Source organism: Streptomyces sp. DSM 40868 (assembly GCF_011820545.1).
GTDB classification, from domain to species: domain Bacteria; phylum Actinomycetota; class Actinomycetes; order Streptomycetales; family Streptomycetaceae; genus Streptomyces; species Streptomyces eurythermus.
Genome location: NZ_CP050504.1, coordinates 4,654,509 through 4,679,149 on the forward strand (window position 1 = coordinate 4,654,509; position 24,641 = coordinate 4,679,149).

Here is a 24,641-nt window from a genome sequence, read left to right on the forward strand (position 1 = left end):
CCGAGGCCACGGAACGGATGACGGACCAATGACGGACAACATCTTCGCGACGAGCGTGTTCTTCCGGCTCGCGATCGGCGGCGACGACCTGGGCGCCTTCCACACCTGCTCCGGCATGGGCGCCGAGGTGGAGATCGAGACCTACGCCGAGGGCGGCAACAACGGCTTCACCTGGCAGCTGCCCGGCCGCGTGAACTGGACGAACATCACGCTCACCCGGCCGGTCACCGCCGACACGCTGAAGATCGGCCGCTGGCTGGACGAGACGCTGAAGCGGGTGGAGCGCAAGGACGGCGAGATCGTCGCGCTGCGGCCGGACCTGAGCCCGATCATCAGCTGGCAGGTGTTCGGGATCGTCCCGGTGCGCTGGCAGGGGCCGTCCTTCGACCCCAGCAGCTCCGAACCGGCCGTGGAGACCCTGGAGATCGCCCACGAGGGACTGCGCCCGTCCTGACCCGCCCCGCCCGTCCCGACCCGCCCCGCCGCGCCTGTTGAGCCGTACCCGCCCGCGCCCGTGAGAAAGGAAGTCCCGGCATGTCACCAGCGTCCCGTTCCAGCCGGGCCAGGGCCCAGCTGACCCTGATGGAACCCCCGGCCTCGGTCGGCGCCAAGCCCGGCGGCACGATCGCGCGGCTGAACCTCCAGTTCAACCCCTCCACCCTGGAGCTGCGCAAGACCACCGAGTGGCGGCGCACCCCCTCCCGGATGGCGGGGCAGTCGGCGCTGCCCGAGTTCGTCGGCAGCGGCCCGCGCGAGCTGAGCCTGGAGGTGTTCCTGGACGCCACCGCCACCCACGACAACTCCGTGGAGCAGGCGGTGGAGAAGCTGATGAAGGGGTGTGTGCCGACCCCGGCCAGCCTGGGCCGGAAGAAGCCGGCCAGCCCCTGGGTGCGGTTCGAGTGGGGCACCGCGCGGACCACCTCGTTCGACGGGGTGCTCTCCAGCCTGTCGGTGACGTACACCCTCTTCGACGTGGACGGCAGGCCGCTCAGGGCCACCTGCGCGCTGTCGATCGAGGAGGCGAGCGTCGACCCGGCGGGCCAGAACCCGACCTCCGGCGCGCGCACCGCCCGCAGTACGCACACGGTGGTGGCGGGCGACAGTCTGGCGATGCTGGCCTGGCGGGAGTACGGCGACGCGACGGCCTGGCGGGTCATCGCGGAGGCGAACGGAATCGACGACCCGATGGCGCTCGTGCCCGGCACCGAACTGGTGGTGCCGGGCCTGCGGGACGCCGGCGGTGAGGAGGAGCGGTGACCACACCCGAGGCGCGGGGCGGCCGGTCGTTCGCGGCGGACCCCGTCATCGAGACGCCCGGCGAGCTGCCGCAGGTCTGGGCCGCCCAGCTGGTGAGCTGTGTGGTGGACGAGAACGTGGGCCTGCCGGACGCGGCACAGCTCACCTTCCGCGACCCCGACCACGAGTTCCTGCGGGCGGTCGGCATCACCATCGGCACACCCTTGCGGGTGTCGGTGGTGACGGTCAACGGGCAGGCCCGCGAGCGGCTGTTCGACGGTGAGGTCACCGCCCTGGAGGTGGACCGGGACCGTACCGGCTCGTTCACGGTGGTGCGCGCCTACTCCAAGGCGCACCGCCTTCAGCGCGGCCGGAAGGTGGTGGCGTACCGGAACATGACGGCGGCCGCGATCGTCCGCAAGGTGGCCGCCGGGGCCGGGCTGGCCTGCGGCACCGTGGAGGCCGCGCCGGTCACGTACAAGCAGCTGTCCCAGGCGAACGTGTCCGACTGGGACTTCCTGCAGTACCTCGCGGCCGAGAGCGGCGCGCAGGTCCGCGTGGACGACAAGGGCGTGCTCCAGTTCACCAAGCCGAAGCAGGCGTCCGGGGCGCCCGCGCCGGACACGCCGGCCACCCGGAACCCGATGGTGCTGGAGTACGGGCGGAACCTGCTGGCGCTGCGGGCCTCGCTGTCGGCGGCGGACGGCGCCGCGCAGGTGGAGGTGCGCGGCTGGGACGTCACCACGAAACGCCCGCTGGTGGCGCGGCAGCCGTCGGTGGAGAGCGACACGGTGGTGCCGGGACTGAGCCCGGCGTTCGCCGCCCGGTTCGGCAGGCAGTCCAAGCTGACCGTCACCGACACCCCGTACCGCACCCAGGCCGAGACGACCGCCGTCGCCGACGCCGTCGCCGGTCAGGTGAGCGCCGGCTTCGCGGACCTGGAGGCCCTGGTCGAGGGCAACCCGCGGCTGCGGGCGGGCAAGCCGGTCGCGCTCGGCAACGTCGGCCCGGCGTTCTCCGGCAAGTACACGGCGACGGCCGTGCAGCACGTCCTGGAGCCGCACGGCGGCTACCGGACCACGGTGTGGGTGAGCGCCAGCCCCGACCGCTCCCTGACCGGCCTGGTGACCGGCGCCAACGCGCCGAGCCGCGGCCCGCGCATGCCGGGGCTGGCGATCGGCGTGGTCACGGACGTGCGGGAGCCGGGCGGCGCCGAGAGCGGCGCGGTGAAGCTGCGGTTCCCCTGGCTGGACGACACGTACACCACCGACTGGGTGCGCACCGTGCAGTGGGGCGGCAAGGGCGGCGGAGGCGTGGTGAGCCCCGAGGTCAACGACGAGGTCCTGGTCGGCTTCGAACAGGGCCTGCTGGACAGCCCGTACGTCATCGGCGGGCTGTACAACGGCGTCGACAAGCCCTCCCCGCACGACGTCCCGCTGATCGACGGCACCACCGGCAAGGTCAACCGGCGCTCCCTCGTCTCCCGCTCCGGGCACCGGGTGGAGCTGCTGGACGCCAGGGCCCCGGGCCCGTCCGGGCTGCGCCTGCGGACCGCCGACGAACGCCTCGAGGTGTTCCTGGACGACCGGCGCGACCGGATCGAGCTGACGGTGTACGCCAGGGGCCGGCAGCCCCTCACCTCCGTCGTGCTCGACGCCAAGGGCATCACCCTGGACGCGGGCCGGGGCGATGTGAGCGTGTCGGGCCGGAACGTGGACATCCAGGGCCGGGTCGGCGTGAAGGTCGGCGGCCGGTCGGTGAGCGTCACCGGCAGCTCGGACGTCACCGTCGACGGCGGCCTGCTCGGCGTCCTGAAGGCCAAGCTCATCCGCATCAACTGACCCGTCACCCCCAGCAGTCAACCGAACCTTCCGAGGAGCAACGCATGCCGGCCGCAGCCCGTACCGGTGACCCCACCAGTCACGGCGGTGTGATCACCACCCCGCCGCCCGGCACCGCCGCGACCGTGGCCCGCGTGCTGATCGGCGGCCGGCCCGCCGCCGTCGTCGGCAGCCAGCACACCTGCGCGATGCCGCCGCACGCGGTCATGGGCCCGGCCAACGTGATCATGCCCAACCCGCTCGCGGCCACCGTCCTGATCGGCGGGCTGCCGGCCGCGCGGGCCCGCGACAAGACCTCGTGCGGCGCCACGATCGTGACCGGTGCCCTCAACGTCCTGATCGGGGGCCTGTGATGAGCGAGCGGTTCATCGGCCGCGGCTGGGCGTTCCCGCTGCGGGTCGGCCCGACCGGCGGCATCGCCCTGGTCGAACGGGAGCGGGAGATCGAGGAGGCGATCCGCCTGGTGCTCGGTACCGCGCCCGGCGAGCGCCCCATGCGCCCCGAGTTCGGCTGCGGCATCCACGACTACGTCTTCGCCCCCGGTGACGGCGCCACCGCCGGACGCATCGCGCAGCAGGTGCGCGAGGCCCTGGAACGCTGGGAGCCGCGCATCTCGGTGGACGACGTGGTCGTCGCCTTCGACGCCGTCGAGGACGGCACCCTCTACATCGACGTGCACTACACCGTGCGCTCCACCAACGACCGGCGCAACCTGGTCTTTCCCTTCTACACCATCCCCTCCGAGGAGGGGGCCGAGGACAGGGGCACGGACTGATGGCACTGCCCTCCCCGAACCTGGACGACCGGCGGTTCCAGCAACTCGTCGACGAGGCCAAGCGGTACGTGCAGCAGCGCGCGCCGGAGTGGACCGACCACAACGTCTCCGACCCGGGCGTCACCCTGATCGAGACGTTCGCCTACCTGGTGGACCAGCTGCTGTACCGGCTGAACCGGGTCCCGGACAAGAACTACACCGCCTTCCTCGACCTGCTCGGCATCCGGCTGTTCCCGCCGGCCGCCGCCGTCGCCGAGGTCGACTTCTGGCTGTCGGCACCGCAGCCCGACACCGTCGAGCTGCCCACCGGCACGGAGGTGACCACCGCGCGCGGCGAGAGCGACGACTCCGTGGTCTTCACCACCACGGACCACCTGGACATCCTGCCCAGCGAGCTGACGCGCCTGGTGACCGCGCACCGCACCGGCGAGCAGACCGACCGGACCGGGACGCTCTCCGAGGGCCGCGACATCCCCTGCTTCCAGGCCGCGCCCGAGCCGGGCGACGCCCTGCTGTTCGGCCTGCCGACGGCCGTGCCCCGGTGCATCGTCGCCGTACGCCTGGACAGCCGGGTGGAGGGCGTCGGCGTGGACCCGCGCCAGCCCCCGCTGGTGTGGGAGGCGTGGGACGGCGGCGGCTGGCGGGTGTGCGAGACCGGCGCGGACACCACCGGCGGACTCAACCGGCCCGGCGAGGTCATCGTGTACGTCCCGGCCGGGCACACCGCCTCCGTGATCGGCGGCACCCGGGCCGGCTGGCTGCGCTGCCGGGTCACCGAGCCGGAGCCGGGCCAGCCGTTCTACTCCGAGTCCCCGACCGTGCGCGAGGCCGCGGTGTTCACCGTGGGCGGCACCATGACCGTGGAGCACGCCGAGACCGTCACCGACGTGCCGCTCGGCACCTCCGAGGGGGTGCCCGGGCAGACGTTCCGGCTGGGCCGCCCGCCGGTCCTGCTCGACCGCGAACCCCCGGTCGTGGAGGTGTCCACCGCCGACGGCTGGCAGCGCTGGGAGGTGGTCGAGCACTTCGGCCGCTCCGGGCCCGCCGACCGGCACGTGAGGGTCGACGCCACCACCGGCGAGTTCGGCTTCCCGCCCGCGCTGCGCGAGCCGGACGGCACGCTGCGCCAGTGCGGCGCCGTGCCGCCCAAGGGCGCGCGGATCAGGGTGGCCCGCTACCGCACCGGCGGCGGCCCGGCCGGCAACGTCGCCCGCGGCGCGATCTCCGTGCTGCGCAGCTCCGTGCCGTACGTCGCCCGGATCACCAACCGGGAGGCGGCGCGCGGCGGGGTCGCCGGGGAGACCATCGAGAACGCCAAGCTGCGCGCCCCGCAGGCACTGCGCATGCAGGAGCGCGCGGTGACCGCCGAGGACTACGAGATCATCAGCCGCCAGGCGGCGCCCTCGGTGCGCCGGGTGCGCTGTCTGCCCGCGGCTCAGGGCGCGGGCGCGGTACGGGTCCTGGTGGTGCCGGACGCGGTCGCCGACGAGGGCGACGACCGGCTCCGCTTCGAGCAGCTGATCCCCTCCGACCAGGTACTCCAGGCGATCACCGCGTCCCTGGACGAGCGGCGCCTGATCGGCACCCGTCTGGTGGTGGAGCCGCCGGTCTACCAGGGCGTCACCGTGGTCACCCGGCTCGCCGCGGCCCCGGGCGACACCGACCGGGTGCGCGACGCGGCGCTCGCCGCGCTGTACCGGCACCTGAACCCGCTGCACGGCGGCCTCGACGGCACCGGCTGGCCGTTCGGGCGGCCGGTGCAGTACGGCGAGCTGTTCGGTGTGCTGCAACGCGCCATCGGCACCGCGCTGGTGGAGGAGATCCGCCTCTTCCCCGCCGACCCGATCACCGGCCGGCGCGGCGCCCCGACGGACCGCATCGACCTGGCCCAGGGCGCGCTGGTCTTCTCGTACCAGCACCAGGTGGTCGTCACGGCCGTGGACCCGGAGGGCGGACGATGAGCCGCGCCGCCGTCCCCGGCCTGCCGAGCCGTCACCCGATCGGCGAACAGCTGCCGGCCCTGTACGCCGACGACGACTTCGCCCAGCGCTTCACCGCCGGCCTGGACACCGTCCTGGCCCCCGTCTTCCTGACCCTGGACACCCTGCCCGCCTACCTCGACCCCCGGGTGGCCCCGGCCGACTTCCTGACCTGGCTCGGGTCCTGGGTGGGCGCCACCGACGACCCCCACTGGCCCGAGGAACAGCGGCGCGAGGCCGTCACCCGCGCCATGGAGCTGCACCGCTGGCGCGGCACCGTCCGGGGCCTGACCGAGGCGCTGCGGCTCGCCCTGGGCGTCCGCGCGGAGGTGACCGGCGCGGGCGCGGCGATCTGGTCGGCGACGCCGGACACGGACCTGCCGCCGGAGTCCGGGGCGGGGCCCGTGGTGCGGGTGTGGCCGGCGGAGGGGGCCGCCGACGGGCCGGGAGTGGACCCGGCCCGGGTCCGCGAGATCGTCCGGGTGATGTGCCCGGTGCACACCGACTGCCGGGTGGAGATCCTGTCCGGTCCGCCCACCGACGAAGGGAGGTGACGCCATGCGCGCGTGTCCCTCGTGCGGGGCGTCGAACGGCCCCACGGACGACTTCTGCGGCAACTGCGGTACGTATCTGGGCTGGTCGGACACCAGTGCGGCGTCGAGCACACCCGCGCGTCCCACCCCCTCGGACCCCGACCCGGACCCGGCCCCGGAGCCCCCGGCCGCCGACCCCGCACCGGACCCCGCCCCGGCGGACGAGCCGGCGCGTCCCGCGCCGTCGCCCCGCGGCTCGTCGCTGCGCTCCCGCCTGACGGGCCGGGCGCGCGGCGAGACGAAGCCGGAGGAGTCGCGGCAGGAGGGGGCTGGGCAGGACGGGGCAAGGGGGGAGGAACCGAGGCCGGCCGGGAGCACCCGCCCCGGGAACGAGCCTCCGGCCGCCACCCCTGACCGGGCTGAACCCGCGAGTACGCCGTCGGGGGAGGCCGGAGCCACGTCCCGCACGGCGCCGTCCGGTTCGGGGGCGACGGACACGGAGTCGTCTGCCGACGCGCGCCGTCCGACAGCGGCGTCCGGCGATTCCCCGGCGGGCGTGCGGGGTTCGGCTGCCTCGCCTGCCGAGTCCCCGTCCGCCGCCCGTGGTTCGTCGGCCGGGCCCACCGACTCCGGACCGGGCTCGCGGGGTTCGTCGGTCGCGCACACCGACTCCTCGGCCGGCACCCGAGGTGCGTCGGCCGCGCCCGCCGGCCCACCGGCCGAGGCGCAGGGTTCATCGAGCGCATCCGCCAACGCTCCGTCCGTGCCGCGCCGTTCGGCAGCCACACCCACCGAGCCCCCCGCACCCGCGCCCGCCGACGTCCCCCGCCGCCCCGACCGCACCACCCCCGCCACCGCGGCCACACCCCCGGCCCAGCCCCGGCACCCGAAGCCCGCGGCGGCAGCGCAGCCCCCCGTAGGGCCGCGTGTCCCGTCGGCGCCGGACGCACCGGGTCCGCGCTCCCCGGCCGCGCCCGCCCCGGAGGGGCCGGGACCGGACGCCGTGCTGCCCGTACGCCCGGCGAAGCCGGTGGCCCCGCGCCCCGTCGTACGGCCCGTGGAGACGCCGGAGGAGGTGGCGGGCAGGCCGTGCCCGTCCTGCGGTACGCCCAACCCGCCGGGCCGCCGTTTCTGCCGCCGCTGCGCGGCCGAGCTGACCCCGGCGGTGAAGCCGGCCCCGCTGCCGTGGTGGCGGACGGTGTGGCCGCTGCGCCGCAAGGTGCGGGCCGGCTCGGGCCGAGGGGTGCGGCTGCTGGTGATCCTGGGACTGCTGGTGGCGCTGTGCGCGGCCGGTCTCTTCCTGCTGCCGGCCGGACGTGCCCTGTTCGAGGACACCCGGGACAAGCTGGGCAAGCCCAAGGCCGTGACCCCGGTGGGCATCAAGGCGAGCGCCGAGCTGTCCGGACACCCGGCGAGGAACACCACGGACGGGGTGAGCAACCACTACTGGGGCGCACCCGCGCCGGGCGCGTCGGTGACGTACACCTTCGGTGAGCCGTTCCGGCTGGTCGACGTGATCATCACCAACGGCGCGTCCAAGTCCCCCGAGGCCTACGCCGACGAGGCGCGCGCGCTCCGGATGGACATGGAGATCACCACGCGCGACGGCGAGGTGCACCGCAAGCGGATCACCCTCGCCGACAAGCCGGGACCGCAGACGATCCCCACCGGATTCAGCGATGTCACCACGGTACGCCTGGTGCTGAACTCCCCGGCGGGCCTGTCCCAGGGCCGTCACCTGGCCTTGGCGGAGGTGGAGTTCTTCGCCCGGAGCTGACACGGGCGCCCCGCCCGGAGGCCGCGCAAGGGAGTTGCAAGGACCCTGCAAGGAAAGTGCCTTCCGGGCCGGGAAGTCCCCTGTCGACCGCTGAACGCGGCGACGAGCGATGGGGGATCGCATGTCCGTCAGCACCACGAAACCAGCACTGATCGAGCAGGGGCACTGGCTGACCGTACGAGACTGCAAAAGGGTATTGGTGGTCGTCCACACCGTGACGTTCGCCCAACGCCTCCAGGAAGTCTTCGGTCTGCTGGAGTCCGACCTGCGCGTCCAGCTGGTGTTCACCGCCGCCCCGCACGCCTTCGGCAGCGGGGTCACGCAGTACCTGCACGAACTGGGCATCACCACGGTGCCCTGGGAGGAGGCCCTACGCACGGAGTTCGACCTGGCACTGGCCGCGGGGTCCCGCGGTGTGCACGAACTGCGCGCTCCGGTCCTGCGCGTCTCGCACGGGGCGGGGCACATCAAACTGCTCACCGACGTCAGCGCGCTCGCCCCGGGGGAGCCGAGGACACCGGGGATGCTGAGCAGGCAGCATCTGCTGCACGAAGGCCGCCTGGTCCCGGCGGCGATCGCCTACGCCCACGAACGGGACGTGGCGGAACTGGCGCGGTCGTGCCCGGAGGCGCTTCCGGTCGCGCACGTGGTGGGTGACCCGTGCGTGGACCGGATCACGGCGGGCCTGCCACTGCGCGAGGACTACCGCCGTGCCCTGGGCATCGAGAGCGGTCAGCGTCTCGTGGTCGTCACCTCCACCTGGGGTCCGGCCTCGACGTTCGGGCGGCTCGACGCCCTGCTGCCGCAGCTGCTCGCCGGGCTGCCGGACGACGGCTACCGCGTCGCGCTGCTGGTCCACCCCAACGTGTTCGCGGGCCACGGCACGTGGCAGGTGCGCGGTTGGCTGGCCGGCTGCCGTGACCGGGGCGTCGCGCTGGTGCCCCCGGAGGCCGACTGGCAGTCCCTGCTGATCGCGGCCGACTGGATCGTCGGCGACCACGGATCGCTGACCGTGTACGGCGCGCTGACGCGGGCCACGCTGCTGCTCACGCCCGGTCCCCGCCGGGAGGTGTCCGCCTACTCCCCGACCGCGCTGCTGACCGCCGTCGCGCCCGTGATCGCCCCGGGGTATCCGCTGGCCGAACAGCTGGAGTACGCGGCACAGATGCGCCGTCGGGGGCAGTACGACGACGTGACCGCCTCGCTGTCGTCGGCGCCGGGCGAGTTCCACCGGCGGATGCGCGCGGTCGTCTACCGGCTGCTGGGGCTGGGGGAACCCGCCCTTCCGCCGCTCGTCTCCCCGCCCCCGCCGCCGCCTTCGCTGCGGCAGTGGGAGATTCCGGCCGGACGGGGAGCGGCGCGGTGATCCGCCGGTCGCCGATCGCCCGGGCGGACGCGTCGGCCGCCCGCCCCGCGGCCGTCCGGGACGCGGAGCCGGGGGCCGCGTGGGCCACCGTCTGTTTCCGTCCGCCGCACACCGGTGCCCCGCCCCGGGAGGCCGGCTTCCGGGGCGGGCCGGCCTGCGTCGTCTGGCGTACGCGGGCGGCGCACGGCCCGGCCCTCGTCCGGTTCGACGCGCTGCCCGTCACGGAGCGGGGGTGTGCGTACCGGCATCCCTCCCCGTGTCTCCATCCGCCCGGCCGGCTGCCGTGTGACACGCATCTGTGGGCGGACGCGGACGGGCCGGAGGCTCTGAGGGTCCACGCCGACGTGCTGGTGAGCCGGGTGCCCAGGGCGGTCACGGAGGCCCGGCGGCGGGTGCGGGTCCTGCTCGCGGAGCATCCGGGGTGTCTTGCCGCCGTCGTGCCCGGCTTCGGCGCGGGCTGCGTGGTCGGTGTGCGGCGGGCGGCGGGTGACCCGTGGTGCGCCCGGCTGGAGCGGGGCGGGCCCCGGGCCCCGGCCTCGCCCCAGGCGGTTGCCTCGGTGCTGCACGCCTGGGTGGCCGCCGGGGGTGTGCCGGGCGCGCTGCGCGCCGTCGTGCCGGCGTTCCCCGGCTGACGCGGGGCCGGCCGGACGGGCCGGCCGCGGCGGTGATCACAGCTGCCGCAGCCGGTCGTCCAGGCGGTCGGCGTCGGCCGGGCTCAGCCGCCGGAAGAGGTCGCGGGCCGCCGCGTAATGGCCGCCCGCTTCCTCCCGGTGGCCCCACGACTCGGCGGCCTGCCCCAGCCACTCCAGGCAGCGCGCCTCCCAGTGCTCCGAGCGGGCGCTGCCCGCGCGGAAGCGGGGCAGCGCCTCCCGTAACAGCCAGGTGCCTTCCCCGAAGTCCCCGGCACGGACCAGGACGTGCCCGAGGAGGGCCAGCACCCGGGTGGCTTCGTAGGTTTCCCCCAGGGCGTCCAGGTCCGCCCGCGCCCGCCGCAGGTGGGCGGCGGCCGTGGCCGGGTCGCCGGCGGCCAGCTCGGTCTCGCCGAGGCGCCGCCGGGTGAGCGCCGCCCCGCGCCGGTAGCCGATCGACTCCCTGAGCCGCAGGGCCCGCTCGAAGTGGCCGCGTGCCTCGTCGGGCCCGTCGGTCAGCAGGGCGATGTGCCCGAGTCCGCTGAGGGCCTGGGCCTGTTGCCGTACATCCCCGTCCGCGGTGGCCATCTCCAGTGCCTGCCGGTACCAGTCGGCCGCCTCCGCGTACTGCCCGGCGTTGCGCAGGCCGATCGCGCCGGAGGTGAGCATGCGGCCCTCCCCGGCCCGGGAACCGCTCTCCCGGGCCGCCCGGAGACCGAGGCGGTGGGCCTCGATCCACATCTCCGTGGGGCGGAGCCGTACGAAGAGGGGCCAGATGAGGTCCGTCAGCCGCCAGCAGGAGGTGTGCCAGCCGGCCCGCGCGCAGTGCCGGACGGCGCCCATCAGCCCGTTGCGGTGGGTGTCCAGCCAGGCCAGCGCCTCGTCGGGGCCGTCGAGCGGGGTGGGCGGAACCGACGCGCCGGGCAGCAGGTCGTGGCCGGGCAGCCGGTGGCTCGGGGTGAGGATGTGCTCCGCCGACGCCGCGGTGGACAGACACCAGCCGACGAACCGGCGCAGTACGTCCGTGCGCCGGGCGGGGTCCTCGCGCTCCTCGCCGAGCCGGCGGGCGTGCGGCTGGACGAGGTCGTGGAGCCGGTAGACGCCCGGCCCCGTCTCCTCCACCAGGTTTGCCTCCACGAGGGCCTGGACGGCGATGTCGGTGTCGTGTTCCGCCTCCCGCGGTGGCGTGTCGTCGGCCGCGACGGCGGTCAGCATCCGCAGGTCGTGGCGGTCCGTGGGCAGCACTCCCATCCGGCGGTACAGCCTGGCGCTCGCCTCCGGCAGCACGTCGTACGCCATGTCCAGCGCGGTACGCATCACGGCCTCCCCGTCGATACGCAGCAGATCGACCGCCCCCTGCCCCCGGGACAGGCGGTCGGCCAGGGCGGACACGGAATGGTGCGGGCGGATCGCGAGCTGCGCGGAGGCGAGGCCGACGGTCAGCGGCAGGCCGCCGCACAGCCGGACCACCTCGTGCGCGGCGGCCGGCTCCCGGGCCACCCGCGCCCCGCCGCCGACGGCCAGCAGCTGTACGGCCGACTCGGCGGGCAGCCCCTCCAGCCGGTGCACGGACGCCCCGTCGACCCGCAGCCCGGTCAGGTTGTTCCTGCTGGTGACCAAGGTGATCCCGGTCGGCGAACCGGACAGCAGCGGACGTACCTGGGCGGCGGTGAAGGCGTTGTCCAGCAGCACGGCCAGCCGCAGCCCCGAGGTCAGCGAACGCCACAGCGCGCTGCGCTGCGCGGTGCCGGCCGGTGGTGAGGACACGCCGAGCGCGATCAGGAAGGCCTCCAGGACGGTGGTGGGCGAGGCCGGCCCGCTCTCCCCGTCGGCGGCCCCTCCGGCCAGGTCGGCGTACAGCTGGCCGTCGGGGAAGCTGTCGGCGTGCGCGTGCAGCCAGTGGCAGGCGAACGTGGTCTTCCCGACGCCCGCGAGCCCGCTGACCACCACCACCTGGGCCGCGTGCGCGGGGTGCTGGGCGCGCAGCGCGTCCAGGGCCCTGCGGTCCGCTTCCCGGTCCATGAACCGTGCCGTCACGGGCGGGAGCTGGCGGGGGACCGGGGGCCGGGGGCGGGGCGCTTCGGCGGGCGGGTGGAAGTGGATGCCTCCGTGGATGTCACGGGCCTGCACGCTGGGGCCGTGGAGCACCGCGTTCCCGCCGATGGCGTTGGCGGTCGAGCCCGGCGCCGGACCGGGTGCCGGACGCGGTGGGGTCGGGGGCGGCGGTGGGGACGGGGTGTGCCGCCGTAACCAGTCGGTGAGCGCGCTCCGCGTCGCCGGGTCCCGCAGGGCGACGGCGGCCAGCTCCCGCGCGAACTCCTGCCAGGGGGGTGCCTCCGGCCGGTACGGGCCCGCCGTGTCGGGAGGCCAGAGCCGGGCCGGCGTCGCGTCCGCACGCGCCGCGGTGTCCACGACCCGGGCCAGCTCGCGCCAGGCGGGGCCTTCCGGGTCGGCACCGATGGCGGCCAGGGCCGCCAGCAGCGCCTGCTGCGTGTCCGAAGGAGAAGCTCCCACGAGTGACTCCTTTCGACTCCTGGAGGAATCACTCCCCGCTCCGGGAGGGAAGGGAACGAAACCGCGGGAACGGTGGGAGCGGAAGAGATTATTTATCGGTCAATTTTGGGCTCCTCGGTTCCGGTTATGGCCTGTGGGAGCGCCTCCATGACACTCTCGAAAACCCGGAGCAGGCCCTACCGGCGGGAGGACGCTGGTGGAGTTCGAGATTCGGCTCTCAGGAGCGGTCGAGGTACGAGCGGCCGGCCGGCGCGGTGATCTCCGCTCGACGAAGACCCGGCTCACCCTGGCCGCCCTGGCGTGGGACGCGGGCCGCACCGTGAGCGTGGACACCCTGATCCACCGGGTCTGGGACGACCATCCGCCCGGCAAGGCCCGGGAAGCGCTGCACGCGCACGTCTCCCGGATCCGCGCCTCCCTGCGGATCGCCGGCAGCGACGCACCCCCGATCACCAGCCGCACCAACTCCTACGTCCTGCAGGTCGACCCGGACCGGGTGGACCTGCGCTGCTACCAGAGCTGTGTCCACCAGGCACGTGCCCTCAGGGAGAGCGACGACCAGGAGGCCGCCCTGCGCCTGCTGGACCGGGCGGACGGGCTGTGGCGCGGCGAACCGCTGGCCGGGATCGCCGGTTCCTGGGCGGAGCACCTGCGGACCGCCGTCGGCGAGACCAGCCTCGCGGCCGCGATGACCCGTACCGAGATCCTGTTGGGCGACGGCAAGTTCGCCGACGCCGTGCCCGTGCTGCTGCCCCTGGCGGAGGAGCATCCGGTGGACGAGGCACTGGCCGAGCGGCTGGCCATCGCCCTGTACGGCTGCGACCGCACGGCCGAGGCCACCAGGCTGCTCCAGCGGACCCGGCAGCGCGTCGTGCGCGACATCGGCCTCGACGCCGGACGCGGCCTGCACCGCGTCCACCAGGGCATCCTGTCCGGCACCCCGGCCGCGGCCCTGCTGAGGCGCACCGGTGCCGACGAGAAGAAACCCGCGCGGCCCGCCCACCGGGTCCCGGACAACCTCCCGAGGGACGTGCCGTGGGTCGGCCGGCGCGAGGAACTGCGCCGGCTCACCTCGGCGCTCTGCGAGGGCCAGGGCAGTCCGGGCGTGGTCGTCACGGTGGAGGCGATCGACGGGATGGGCGGCGTCGGCAAGACGGCGCTCGCCGTCCATCTGGGACACCGATTACGGGACCGCTTCCCCGACGGGCGGATCTTCCTGCACCTGGGCGGGGCCCACCCCGACCGCACGGTCACCACACCGGCCCGGGCCCTCACCGAACTGCTGCGGCTCATCGGCCTGGACGCCAAGGAACTCCCCCACGACACGGACGAGTTGGTCGCCCTGTGGCGGGCGACGGCCCGGGACCGCCGCATGCTGGTGATCCTGGACGACGCCGCCGGATCCGAGCAGGTCCGCCCGCTGCTCCCGGGAGCCTCCCCGGCGGCGGTCGTCGTGACCAGCCGCCGCCGGCTCCCCGGGCTTCCCGGGGTACGGCCCGTCTCCCTCGACGTGCTGCCGCCCGAGGACGCGATCGCGCTGTTCGCCAGGCGGCTGGGGCTGCGGCCCGGCACCGACGAGTCGGACGTCGCCGAGATCGTCCGGATGTGCGGCTACCTGCCCCTGGCCATCGAGATCGCCGCGAGCCGGCTGCTCGCCCGGCCCTCGTGGGGCACCGCCGACCTGCTGTGCCAACTGCGCACCGGCGGCACGCACCTGGCCCAACTGCAGGACGGGGAACGGGCGATGGTGCGGGTCTTCGACCTGTCCTACCGTGCGCTGAGCGCGGAGCAGCAACTGGTCTTCCGGCGCATCGGGCTGCATGTCGGCACGGAATTCACGCCGCACGCGGTGGCGGCGCTGACCGGGTTGTCCGTCCCGGTGGCCGGGCGTGTGCTGGAAGAACTCCTGGCGCATCACCTGGTCTCCGAAAAGTCTCCGTACCGGTTCGCCATCCACGATCTTTTGCGCGACTACGCCCGCTCGTTGATGGAAGCCGGTGACGTGGAGTCCGAGGACGACTGCCGACGGGCGGTGCGTGCCCTGGTCGATCACTACGTCACCACTGCGGACCGCGCTGACCGGCTGGCTTATCCGTTCCGGTTGCGGATCGCCGACTTTACAGATCCTCCCGTTGTGTCATGTCCGGAACTCGCCGACGCGCAGGCGGCCGAGCAATGGCTGATCTCCGAGGGCGGAAATCTGCTCGACATCCTGGACTGGCTCGCGCATCACGGAAACGAGCGTCAACTGGCCATTGCCGTACATGTGTTGGCCGGGTTCCTGGACATGGAGGGGCACGTCCTCACGGCCGAGCCGCTGCTTCGGCGAGCCGTCGCCCACTGGGAATCCGCAGGTGACAGCGCGGCCAGGGCCCGCGCCCTGCTCGACCTCGGCGCCGTCTACACCCACAGCTCCCGCTACGCGGAGGCGATCGCGGCCGCGAGCGAGGCCCTGGAGGCAGCGCGCTCCCTCGGGGAATGGGAGCTGCAGAGCGAGTGCGTCCACCAATTGACGATTCCGCTGTGGCAGACGGGGCAGTACGCTCGGGCGCAGGAACTTCAAAAGGAATCGCTGCATTTCCTGTTGCGAACGGACAACAAGCGGAATATTGCGCGCAGCAGGAACTTGCTGGGTATTACCCACCTCCACCTTTCGGAAAATCGTGAGGCATTGCAGTGTTTCACTTCGGCGCTGGCCGGCTTCACGGAAATCGGGGATGGGCGGGGTCGTTACAGCACGCTGAACAACATCGCGAAACTGTGCCAGCGAACGGGGGATCTGAAGGCCGCCGAGGACGCTTATCGCGAGGCGATCGGCATAGCGGAGGGAATGGGAAACAAAAGGGACCGGGCCACGATGCAGATGAATCTGGCGAGCGTCCTGGACACGCTCGGCAGGACCGGTGAGGCCCTCGCCCTGTACGACAGGGTCCTGGAGATGATGCGAGCCGTGGGCGACCAGCGCGGCGAGGCCCTCACCCTCAACGGGATCGGCCGGGCCCACCGCGCGGCCGGCCGCGGTGAGCAGGCCCTTTCCCTGCACGTCGCCGCTCTCGCGGTGATCCGCCGGATCCAGGCGGCAGGCGAGGAGGCCGATGTGCTCTACGACCTCGCGCTGGCGGAGCGTGAGACGGGGCGCACGGCTCAGGCCGTGGCACACCTGGAGCAGAGCCTTGGGGTCAGCCAGCGGCTCGGGGCCCGGGCCGAGGAGGACCGCGCCGCCCGCGCTTTGGTGGAGTTGCGCGGCACGCTCGATGAGCCTGGGCGGTAAGGAAGGCCGCTCCGGCTTTCGATGCGGATAAGTTCCCCGCTCCCCCTTTGGCGCGCGAAAGTCGAGGCGCGGCCGGGGCTAAGATAACCATCTGAAGCGCTGCCGCCGCATTCCGTGGTGGAGCTGTGCTCGGCCTGCGCCCCCAGTGTGTCCTTCGTGCCCAGGGAGAACTGTGAAATTTAGGTTCGTAATGTTGGCCGCCGTCACCTTGTCCTGTATCGCGTATTTTTCGCCGCACGGTGGCTACCTCTCCGAGCGCGGGCATATGACAGAGGCAAATTCCGACATTGCATCGTAACCGCGCGCACCGGCCCCTCCCGCCCCGAGAGAAGGGGCCGGTCGCCTTCTCCCCACGGGACGCGCGTTCTGGGACCATGGCGCTCATGGACTCGATCTCGGCGGAACTCCTGGTGACGATGGCGACCGGGGCGGCCGGTGAGGCCGGGCGGCAGTTGTGGGCGGCGCTGAGCGGGCTGGTGCGGCGAAGGCCCGACGGGGGAGAGGCGCCGGAGCCGGTGGCCGGAGAGGCGGAACTGGTCTCCCTGGCCGAGGCTCCCCACGATGTCGCGCGGGCGCGGGCGCTGAGCGAGGTCCTCGGACTGCGCGCGGAGCAGGACCCGTGGTTTCTGGCCGGCCTGACGCGCTGGCACGAGGAGGCGCGGAGGCTGGAGACCGGCCAGGGGGACACCAGCAACACGATCAGCGGCGGGACGCAGAACGGGCCGGTCCTCCAGGGGCGTGACTTCTCCGGGATCACGTTCAACGACCCCGGGCCGGGCGGCTCCCGCTGACCCGCCCGGCCGGGACGGGGGTCACACGGTCACCGGCACCCCGATCCTGTGCAGGAAGCCGGTCGCCTTGTGCAGCACCCGGGCGTGCGCGGCCTGTCGTGCCGGGTGGTCCAGGAGCCGTTTGCGCAGCACGAGCCCGTCGGCCAGGCCCGCGTCACGGTAGGCGGCCGGACTGTAGAAGGACGCCATGGTCGCGCGGAGGTACTCCGACAGACAGCGGCCGGCGGTCCGGCGCCCGTCTTCGTCCAGCCCGGACTCCGTCAGCCGCTCCCACAGCAGCCGGGCCAGCCGCACCCCGAACGCGATGTGCCGTCTCTCGTCCTGGTGGTGGATCCGGTTGAGCTGCCGGATGGCCGGGTGCAGCCGGGTGTCCGCCGCCAGCCGTACGTTGTAGTGGCCGACGATCTGCTCGAAGAGCAGGATCCGGGCGAAGACGAGGAAGTTCTCCAGCGCCGGGTCCTGGCCGGCGGAGGGCGGCCGGAGCTTCTCGTCCGGGTAGATCCGGCCGCCGTACCTGAGGCAGAAGCCGGCGAAGAGCCACATGTGCTCGTTCTCCTCACCGACGAAGTGGTGGAAGGACTCGGGCGGCACCTCGAAGCCGGGCGTGTGGACGCGCCGCATCACCTCGATGAGCAGTTCCCGGATGCCGTGGATGTTCAGGCTGTAGAAGTTGACGCTCTCCCAGCGGCTGAGGGCGCACAGCTGCTCGTCGCTCAGCTCGTCGGCGTACTCCGTACCGTGCACGGACAGCAGCTCCGGCGAGAACCAGTACTCGTCCCCGGGCAGTGCGGGCGGCCAGGCGAACGTGGTGCACGGGTTGTGGTAATCACTGCTCGACTTGGCGGACAGCCGGCCGAGCAGTTCCCGGAAGTCGCGGTCGTCGGGCACGGCGCCTCCTGAGTGCCCCCGCGGGCGGCCCCGCCGAGTGCTTGTCAGACCAGCCTGGTTTGCCGGGGCTTCACGCTAACTCGCGTTCCGAAGCCCGTGGAACAGCGCCTTTTCGCCGTTCAAGGGGGTGCGTCCGGCGTGACGGGAAGCGGCTGCCGGGACGTCTGCGGACGAAGGGAGGACAGAGGCGGAGGCGGAGGCCGCGACAGGGCCAGCGCCGCGCGTCCGGGGTCCAGTCGGGGGCGAGGAGTCCGAGCAGCACCTCGTCCAGGAACTCGCCCATCACCCACGCCGCGGAGCGCAGCACGCCCTCGCGGACGAAGCCGTTGCGCTCGGCGGCGCGCGGCATCGCGGTGTTGTCCGCCAGTGTCTCGATCTGCAGCCGGTGCAGGCCGCGCACCACGAAGCCGTAGTGGCACAGCACCGCGACCACGTCGGTGGCGCAGCCCTTGCCGCGGGCGGACGGCAGCAGCCCCAGCCCGACGTGCGCGGACCGGTGGTGGGTGTCGATTCCCCACAGCACCGCGGAGCCGGCCAGCGCGCCGGTGTCCAGCTCCACCACGGAGAACTGGGCGTTGCCCTGGTCTGTGTCGTCCACCGTGAACGGCGCGCGCCCGGCGCCGGGCGTGACCGGCCGCCACGGCCGGCCCTCGGCCCGCGAGTGGGTGACCACGTCGTCGTAGGGTTCCGCCCGCAGCACCGGTATGTCGTCCTCGTGCCGGGCCCTGAGCCCGACCTTCCCGCCCTTCAGCATGCGAGCTTCCTGTCCGGCGGCGCCGACGGCGGCAACCGGATAAGCGTGGGCACACGGGGTCCGGGCTACGGTGCCTTCTCGCAGACCTCGCCGGGTTCCAGGCTCGCTACGGCCGACCAGGGCACCGACACCTTGCCGTTCGTGCCGGAGCGGATCTCCACGTGGTGCCGGTCGGCGCGCACGAGTTCGCCGCACAGCACGCCAGTGCCGGTCTTCACGATCACCGGCCGCCCGGCGGAACCGGGCGTCGTCACCCAGGCGACGAACAGCGCTCCGACGACCAGGACCACTCCCAGGACGCAGCACAAGCGGGCCCAGACCAGGGCCCGGGTCACCCGTGCCACCTCCCGTTCGGTCCAGCGGCGCAGCGCCTGCCCGCCCAGGAGGATCTCGCGCTCCACGGTCCCGTGCGCCGCCCGTACGGCCAGCAGGGACCCCGCGACCAGCAGCACGAAAGCGGTGAACAGCAGCCCGGTGGCGGCCGCGCGGGCCGCCTCGGGCAGGTCGGCGAGGTCGTCCCGCCCCTTCAGCAGCACGAGGACCGCGAACAGGGCCGTCAGGCCGGTGAGGCCGGTGCGCCACCCTTCCGCCTGCCGGCGCAGCTCCGGGAGCCTGGTGAACTCCAGTTCGCGGGCGAGTTCGGCCCAGCGGCGGTCGGAACGCGTGCTCACCGTCGTATCCGCCAGCTCGCGCCGCATCCGATGTACTGCGTGTCCGGGGGGCACTGGGGGTGGGCGTGGCCGCACTCGCACAGGTGCACTTCCGCGAGCAGCGGCTCCGGCCCGTCCTCCGCCCTGCTCGTCGTCCCCCTCCCGAAGAGCCGCCCCAGCCCGCCCTTCGACCCGGTGCCCGGCCGGGCCCACGGGAACAGCGTCCGGGTGGTGCCGTGACAGCGTGGGCACCTCCCCGAGACGATCACTCCGCGTCCGTCCGGGGCGGGCTCCTGGGTGAACAGGGCGGCGTCGACGTCACCGGCGTCCACCTCGGCGTACGGCACGCCGTGATCGTGCCGACCGGCCCGCGTCACGCTGTCTCCTCCCGTTCCCCGGCCTGCTCTCCGGGGGCGTCGGCGGGCTCGAACCGGAGCCCGAACATCTCCGCGTACACCTCCAGCCGCCCGCGCACCCACTCGGGCGTCTCGTCCACGGCCCGGGCACACCGCTCGATCCGGTCCCGGCCGACCGGCCCGGCCGCCTGCGGGAGCCGGCCGTCGAGGTGTGCGGAGAGGATCGCCAGGTCCTGCCAGCGGGGTACGACATCGGGGACACCGGTGATCGACGGCGGCTCCTCCTCCAGGGAGAGGTAGGGGGTGATGCGCCGCTGCCAGGTGTGCCGTACGGACTCGCCGAGCCGGCCGGCGATGCCGACCAGGTCGAGCGGCAGCAGCGGGGACCCGGGCGGGGAGACGCGGTACTCCGGGTCGACGGCGACCGCGTCGTGGGCGGTGGGCACGTCGTCCGGCAGAGCGGCCTGGTCCTCCTCGGACAGTTCCGGTACGAGCGCGCCGACGGCCCGCAAGGGAGCCAGTGCCCGGTACGCCGCCCGCGCACCGAGGGTGCGGCTGCGGGCGTAGTCCACGAGCCCCTTCGCGGTGAGCGGGGCCCAGCGAGGGGTCTCCCACCACTCGTAGTCGTGGTCCTCGTCCGGGCCGGTGTCGATCAGCACCGCCGTCTCGTCCCAGGTCGGGGTGAACTCCCCCAGTTCCCCGGGCGGGCGCGGGGCGACGAGGCCGGCGCCCAGCCCGAGCTTCCGGGCCTCCCGGTGCGCGGTGTCCCACAGCATCGACAGCTTCTGCCGGAGCCGCTGGCTGCCGGTGAACAGCACGGCCGAGGTCGCCGGCACGGGATAGTCGGCGCCCACCCAGCTGGGGTCCTCCCCGGAGAACGCGTACCTGCTGGGCGTCGGCAGGTCGTCCCAGGCGCGCAGCAGGCTTCCCGCGTCGGGCAGCCGTACCCCGGCCTCCCGCAACTCGTCCGCGTACCAGGACAGTTCCTCCCACGACGTCTCGTGGGAGCGGACGAACGCCAGGTCCCGCAGCGAGACGCCGTCCTCCAGCCGGACGCCCGCGTCGTGCAGCCACCGTACGAGGTTGCCCGTGTCGGGGGAGGGCTCCACGTCCCGGCCGGGCGAGCGCCTGGTGTAGCGCCGGCGGTGGACGACCCCGAGGGCCTCCGTCTCGCGGGCCAGGAGGCGTTCGGCCTCCCATACGGTGAGTTCGCACTCCGCGGCCAGCTCCACCGTGGCGGCCCAGGGCAGCACGGGGCGGCCCGCGCCGTCGTGGCCGATGTAGTGACGCAGGACCGGGAACACCTCCGGTGACACGGCGTCCCATCGGTCGGCCAGGACCGGATCGGGCGCGGGGCGGCCCAGCCACGCGAACTCGGCCATCCGCCGCGTCACCTCGGCCGTGCCGAGGCCGGTCGCGGCGGCCACCACCGGTACGTCCCAGGGGTGGATCGCGGGCCGCGCCCGGTGCTTGTCCTCCTTCAGGTACAGAAGCCTTAGCTCGGCCTGCGAGCAGACGTGGTCGCGGTGCCGGGCCGGGACGTCACCGAGCGGCCGGCCCACGAAGGGCGCGTACCGGGCGCATGCCTCGGCCAGCTCCCCGAGGGGCGTGTCGAAGCGGGCGGAGGCGCGGACGATCCCGGAGAGATCGTCCGGGGCGTGCCGGTAGTACATCTCGTCGGCGACCCGTCGCTTCCGGGGCACGGACTGCCCCCAGACGCTGACCCGGAGCCTGTCCAGCGCATCGGGCTCGCTGCCCAGGAGCCCCTGCATGACGCACCAGTCGGTGAAGCCCGGTTTCCAGTCCAGGTCACCGTCGCGGCCAACGGCCGGTCCGGCCAGGCGTGGATGTGCGAGGCGCAGGCCACGCGTCACGCGGAGCACCTCCGCCAGAGTCATGTCCTGTTCATGAGCGGCCAGCACCGCGGAACGCCAGTCGCCGCCGACGTCCGCCGCGATGCCCGACCAGCCCGGACGCGGAACGGGGTGGCCCTCCAGGGACAGCGGGACCGCCTGGTTCCGGGTACGGAACTCGGGGCCGAGAGCGGCCAGCCGCCAGGGCCGGACCGCCTGCGAGAGTTTCTTGTCCTTGTGTTCCAGGCGCTCGGCGTCGAGGGACTTGTCCAGCCTGAACCAGCCGACCTCGTCGAGGTCCATCCGCCGGCCGAACTCGTCCGTCACCGGGACGTGACGCCCGTGCAGGGCCTTCCACAGCACCCGGGCGATCGAGGGCTCCCGGGATTCCAGCTCCCACAGCCACTTCAGGCTGAGGGTGGCTCCCGTGGCGAGTGCGTGGGCGCCCCGCGCGAACTGTTCGTGGGCCCACAGGACGTCGTACTTCTCCAGCTTCTTGCGGTTGACGCTCAGCTCGCCCGCGTGCGGGCCCGACAGGTTGAGCACGTACCCGAAGGGCCGCTGGTCCGTGGCGATGCCGTCGCTCACGATCGCCCCGTTGCCCGAGACCCACCACAGCGTGCCGGGCACGGCCTCGACGACGAACCGGGTGGAGAACTCGCCGGGCCCGTCGCCCGTCTTGAGGCGGCCCGGCCGCCAGGTCTCCCCGGTGCCGTCCTGGTCGCGCACCTCCAGGCGGAACTCGCTGAGCAGGACCAGGGAGCGCAGCACCGCCACGGCGGAGTCGTCGGGCAGCGCGCTCGAGCGCCGCAGGTACAGCCGTACGCGGGTGCCGCCCTCGGGCAGCATCGCCCCGTCCTGCTCGTCGTCCTCCCGGACCCGGAAGAGGCTGCCGCTGACCGGGATCTCGACGCGCCAGGCCGTCCGGGCGGGGCGGCCGTCCGTGCCGACCGGGCGGGTCACGATCGACATCTCGTCGGCGAGCATGAAGTAGCTGAACACGCCGATGCCGAACCGGCTGTTGGGGTACAGTCGCAGCGCGCTGTCGTGACGCAGCCAGGCAGCCTGCTCCCGGCGGAAGGCATGGGACTGGTCGAAGCGGCGGCCGGCCCGGGTGAACGTGTTCTTGAGCTGGTCGACGGTCATGCCGACGCCGTTGTCCACGCACTCGACGTAGCGTCCGCGGCCGTCCTCGCCGGTCTCGATCCGGATCCGGCCCGCCCACGCGGCCGGTTCCCTGCCGAGCGAGCGCAGGTACCTGAACCGCATCTCCCGGTAACGGCAGGCGTCCATGGCGTTCTGGTACAGCTCCCGCAGCGCGAGCGCGGGCTGGCCGTCGTACAGCTTCTCGCCCATCAGCAGCCGGCGGATCTCGGTCTGTGCCAGGGAGAACCGCGCGAGCGGCACGTCGTACGCGTCCGTGCCACGGGTGCGGTCCGGGCGGAGCCGGTGGTCGGACAGCCGCGCGGGCAGGGCCCGGAGCAGCGCGGACTCCTCCCTCGGGAGGTGGCGGGCCGACTCCCGCAGCTGATGGCCGAGGTCGTCGGCGTCCTCGACGACCGAGGCGAGCGCGGCGTGTATCGCCGGGTGCGGGCAGACCGCGTCCAGATGCAGGGAGGCCGGGGTGTCCCCGTCCTGGTCGAGGTCCCAGAAGGCGTCCCGGAGCACGCTGATCACCTCGCCCGGCACCACCGCGTCGGAGACGGCGAGATGCTCGGCGAGGACCTCCGGCAGGCACCGGGTGTCGAAGGCGATCAGGCCCGCGAGGCGGAGCAGCGCGGCGAGCGGGCGCACGCGCAGGCGCCACGGTGTCCTGCGGACGACGTGGCGGTCCGGTGGCAGCCGCTCGTCGTCCGGCGGCGCCCCGGCGGTGAGCCCGGCGGCGACCGCGCGCAGCGCCGTGGACAGCGCTCCGGCCCGGCCGCCGAGCCGCTCGCCCGCCGCCGGCGGGGTGCCGTCCAGCAGCCGGGCCACGAACTCGTCGGCCAGTACGGCGGGTACGGGCTCCTCGTCGGTCACGAACCGCTCGCCGATCCAGCGGTGGACCAGCCACAGCGTGACGGCGTGCCGGTCGTCCCCGGGGTCCGCCAGCCACGAGTACGCGCCCGTGAGTTTCTCGCTGATCTGCGGGTACTGCTCGGTGATCTGCTCGTAGTGCCGCCGCTGACCGTCGGCGTCCCGGTGGCGGCGCACCAGCTGCGGAAGCAGTTCGGCGGCCTGGCTCAGCCGGTCGGCCCAGGCCGTCTCGTGCAGCAGGACGCCGGCGATCAGCGCGGTGACCTCCAGGGCGGACAGCTCGGCGCCCTTGGGCAGCAGCTGGGGGAGGCGTTCGGTCAGCAGCCGCACCGGATACTCGTCGTCGGCCCAGGGGTCCGGCAGCCGTTCCTGGGCGCGGTGCACATGGCGTGCGGCCTGGGCGGCGAGGCGGGACAGACAGTCCTGGAGATGGGCCACGGCTTCCGCGTCGCCCTCCGGCACCCGCTCCCAGAGGGCGGACGTGCGGACGACGTCCTGCCAGGGTTCGAGCAGCCGCCGGCCCTCGGCGATCTCCAGGGCCCTGGTCCGCTCCGCCAGGTCGACGCCGTAGTAGATGCCGACCTTCTGCGGCGGGCGCTGTGCCCGTAAGGAGAGCGCGTGGGTCGCGCGCTCGGCCGCCTGGTACACCTGCTCCACCGTCGTGGCCTCGGTCAGCGGGTCGAGGGCGCGGGCGAGCGACGCGGTGAAGAAGCTGCCCGTCTCCGCGAAGCCGCTGGGCTCGCCGGGGCCGCAGCTCGTCATCATGGCGAAGCCGCTGTGCGGGGGGCCTTTGACCATGTTGCTGCCGAAGGCGGCGCCCTGTTCGCCCACGCCCCAGCGGCAGGCGTCGATGACCCACAGCACGGTGCCGGCCGAGCAGTCGGCCAGATAACGGCTGATGTCGGCTTCCAGGAGCGACTCCCGTACGTGGGGCTGCTCCCACCCGGCCGCGTCGTCGCCGGCGGGGGCACGGGCGTCGGCCGGGACCAGGTAGTCGGTCGTGCCGATCCGGACGCCGTGTCCGGTGAAGTAGAGAAGCACCGTGCTGTCCGGGGGCGCGCCGCCGGAGAATTCGGCGATGCCCGCCGTGATCTCGTTCCGGGTGGGATTCAGCAGGGTCCGCACCTCGTACCCGCTGCCGCGCAGGGAGGTGCCCAGGGCCTCCAGGTCCGCGGTGACCGTCGCCGCCAGGGACGGAAGAAGGTGCTCCGCCCCCGGGTTCGCGCCCACGCCGATGAGCAGGGCCACGCGCCCCTTGTCTTCCACTCGCCCCCCTGAACTCCGCACAGCTGCCCCCATGTTGACATCCGAACCGGCCGGGACGGGGGCGGACCGGGGAACCCGGAGCGGGTGACGAGGGCCTTCTCCTCCGCCGGGGTCTCAGCGGGTGGCTGGATCACGCCTGAGCGAGT

General features: G+C 73.7%; 17 protein-coding genes and 1 pseudogene. 12 read left to right on the forward strand and 6 right to left on the reverse strand.

Going from position 1 to position 24,641, the window contains the following annotated elements; genetic code table 11:
* Positions 1–28: 28 nt before the first annotated feature.
* The 10 genes from HB370_RS21215 to HB370_RS21260 all read left to right on the forward strand — a co-directional run bounded on the left by HB370_RS21215 (position 29) and on the right by HB370_RS21260 (position 10,139).
* Positions 29–454, forward strand: coding sequence for a phage tail protein (locus HB370_RS21215; RefSeq protein ID WP_030780534.1), 426 nt, complete (start codon positions 29–31; stop codon positions 452–454).
* Positions 455–534: 80 nt separating this feature from the next.
* Positions 535–1,257: a LysM peptidoglycan-binding domain-containing protein gene (locus tag HB370_RS21220; protein WP_030780532.1), complete on the forward strand. Its 723-nt coding sequence runs from the start codon at positions 535–537 to the stop codon at positions 1,255–1,257.
* The gene (locus HB370_RS21225) at positions 1,254–3,077 is read left to right on the forward strand and encodes a VgrG-related protein (RefSeq protein ID WP_030780530.1); all 1,824 of its coding nucleotides are present in this window, start codon (positions 1,254–1,256) and stop codon (positions 3,075–3,077) included. The genes HB370_RS21220 and HB370_RS21225 overlap by 4 nt, the downstream gene beginning before the upstream one ends.
* Before the next feature lie 44 nt (positions 3,078–3,121).
* Entirely contained in the window at positions 3,122–3,430 is a 309-nt protein-coding gene (locus HB370_RS21230) for a PAAR domain-containing protein (protein WP_030780528.1), read from the forward strand.
* Entirely contained in the window at positions 3,430–3,852 is a 423-nt protein-coding gene (locus HB370_RS21235; protein WP_030780526.1) for a GPW/gp25 family protein, read from the forward strand. Before HB370_RS21230 ends, HB370_RS21235 begins: the two co-directional genes overlap by 1 nt.
* A complete protein-coding gene (locus tag HB370_RS21240; protein ID WP_030780525.1) occupies positions 3,852–5,813 on the forward strand; it encodes a putative baseplate assembly protein in 1,962 nt (653 codons plus the stop codon). The genes HB370_RS21235 and HB370_RS21240 overlap by 1 nt, the downstream gene beginning before the upstream one ends.
* Positions 5,810–6,385 carry a phage tail protein gene (locus HB370_RS21245; protein WP_030780523.1) on the forward strand — a complete coding sequence of 192 codons (576 nt, stop codon included), beginning with the start codon at positions 5,810–5,812 and terminating at the stop codon, positions 6,383–6,385. The genes HB370_RS21240 and HB370_RS21245 overlap by 4 nt, the downstream gene beginning before the upstream one ends.
* A 742-nt stretch (positions 6,386–7,127) precedes the next feature.
* Positions 7,128–8,141 (forward strand): zinc ribbon domain-containing protein, encoded by a 1,014-nt coding sequence (locus HB370_RS21250; RefSeq protein WP_244405590.1) that lies wholly within the window; start codon positions 7,128–7,130, stop codon positions 8,139–8,141.
* Between the two features lie 121 nt (positions 8,142–8,262).
* Complete coding sequence (locus HB370_RS21255; protein WP_030780519.1) at positions 8,263–9,507, forward strand: hypothetical protein; 1,245 nt, start codon at positions 8,263–8,265, stop codon at positions 9,505–9,507.
* Positions 9,504–10,139 (forward strand): hypothetical protein, encoded by a 636-nt coding sequence (locus tag HB370_RS21260; RefSeq protein WP_030780517.1) that lies wholly within the window; start codon positions 9,504–9,506, stop codon positions 10,137–10,139. The genes HB370_RS21255 and HB370_RS21260 overlap by 4 nt, the downstream gene beginning before the upstream one ends.
* A gap of 36 nt (positions 10,140–10,175) precedes the next feature.
* Here the strand turns inward: HB370_RS21260 and HB370_RS21265 are convergent, their stop codons facing one another.
* A complete protein-coding gene (locus HB370_RS21265; protein WP_030780514.1) occupies positions 10,176–12,650 on the reverse strand; it encodes a tetratricopeptide repeat protein in 2,475 nt (824 codons plus the stop codon).
* A gap of 196 nt (positions 12,651–12,846) precedes the next feature.
* Here HB370_RS21265 and HB370_RS21270 point away from each other — a divergent pair, with 196 nt between their 5' ends.
* Positions 12,847–15,921 (forward strand): tetratricopeptide repeat protein, encoded by a 3,075-nt coding sequence (locus HB370_RS21270; RefSeq protein WP_030780510.1) that lies wholly within the window; start codon positions 12,847–12,849, stop codon positions 15,919–15,921.
* Between the two features lie 383 nt (positions 15,922–16,304).
* A complete protein-coding gene (locus HB370_RS21275) occupies positions 16,305–16,712 on the forward strand; it encodes a hypothetical protein (RefSeq protein WP_030780507.1) in 408 nt (135 codons plus the stop codon).
* A 21-nt stretch (positions 16,713–16,733) separates the two neighbouring features.
* Here HB370_RS21275 and HB370_RS21280 read toward each other — a convergent pair whose 3' ends face one another.
* From HB370_RS21280 to HB370_RS21300, 5 genes and pseudogenes are all read right to left on the reverse strand, one after another.
* Entirely contained in the window at positions 16,734–17,600 is an 867-nt protein-coding gene (locus HB370_RS21280) for a diiron oxygenase (protein ID WP_030780505.1), read from the reverse strand.
* A gap of 217 nt (positions 17,601–17,817) precedes the next feature.
* Positions 17,818–18,354, reverse strand: a pseudogene (locus tag HB370_RS21285) (GNAT family protein); the annotation flags it as partial.
* A 65-nt stretch (positions 18,355–18,419) separates the two neighbouring features.
* Positions 18,420–19,025 carry a hypothetical protein gene (locus HB370_RS21290; RefSeq protein ID WP_030780499.1) on the reverse strand — a complete coding sequence of 202 codons (606 nt, stop codon included), beginning with the start codon at positions 19,023–19,025 and terminating at the stop codon, positions 18,420–18,422.
* A complete protein-coding gene (locus HB370_RS21295; protein ID WP_030780496.1) occupies positions 19,022–19,381 on the reverse strand; it encodes a hypothetical protein in 360 nt (119 codons plus the stop codon). The genes HB370_RS21290 and HB370_RS21295 overlap by 4 nt, the downstream gene beginning before the upstream one ends.
* A complete protein-coding gene (locus tag HB370_RS21300; RefSeq protein WP_030780493.1) occupies positions 19,378–24,495 on the reverse strand; it encodes a caspase family protein in 5,118 nt (1,705 codons plus the stop codon). Before HB370_RS21300 ends, HB370_RS21295 begins: the two co-directional genes overlap by 4 nt.
* Positions 24,496–24,641: the final 146 nt, after the last annotated feature.

Bases quoted from the DNA above. Each gene is read 5' to 3' on its own strand.
- HB370_RS21215 (WP_030780534.1), top strand. From the start codon at position 29: ATGACGGACAACATCTTCGCGACGAGCGTGTTCTTCCGGCTCGCGATC.
- HB370_RS21220 (WP_030780532.1), top strand. From the start codon at position 535: ATGTCACCAGCGTCCCGTTCCAGCCGGGCCAGGGCCCAGCTGACCCTG.
- HB370_RS21230 (WP_030780528.1), top strand. From the start codon at position 3,122: ATGCCGGCCGCAGCCCGTACCGGTGACCCCACCAGTCACGGCGGTGTG.
- HB370_RS21235 (WP_030780526.1), top strand. From the start codon at position 3,430: ATGAGCGAGCGGTTCATCGGCCGCGGCTGGGCGTTCCCGCTGCGGGTC.
- HB370_RS21240 (WP_030780525.1), top strand. From the start codon at position 3,852: ATGGCACTGCCCTCCCCGAACCTGGACGACCGGCGGTTCCAGCAACTC.
- HB370_RS21245 (WP_030780523.1), top strand. From the start codon at position 5,810: ATGAGCCGCGCCGCCGTCCCCGGCCTGCCGAGCCGTCACCCGATCGGC.
- HB370_RS21255 (WP_030780519.1), top strand. From the start codon at position 8,263: ATGTCCGTCAGCACCACGAAACCAGCACTGATCGAGCAGGGGCACTGG.
- HB370_RS21275 (WP_030780507.1), top strand. From the start codon at position 16,305: ATGGACTCGATCTCGGCGGAACTCCTGGTGACGATGGCGACCGGGGCG.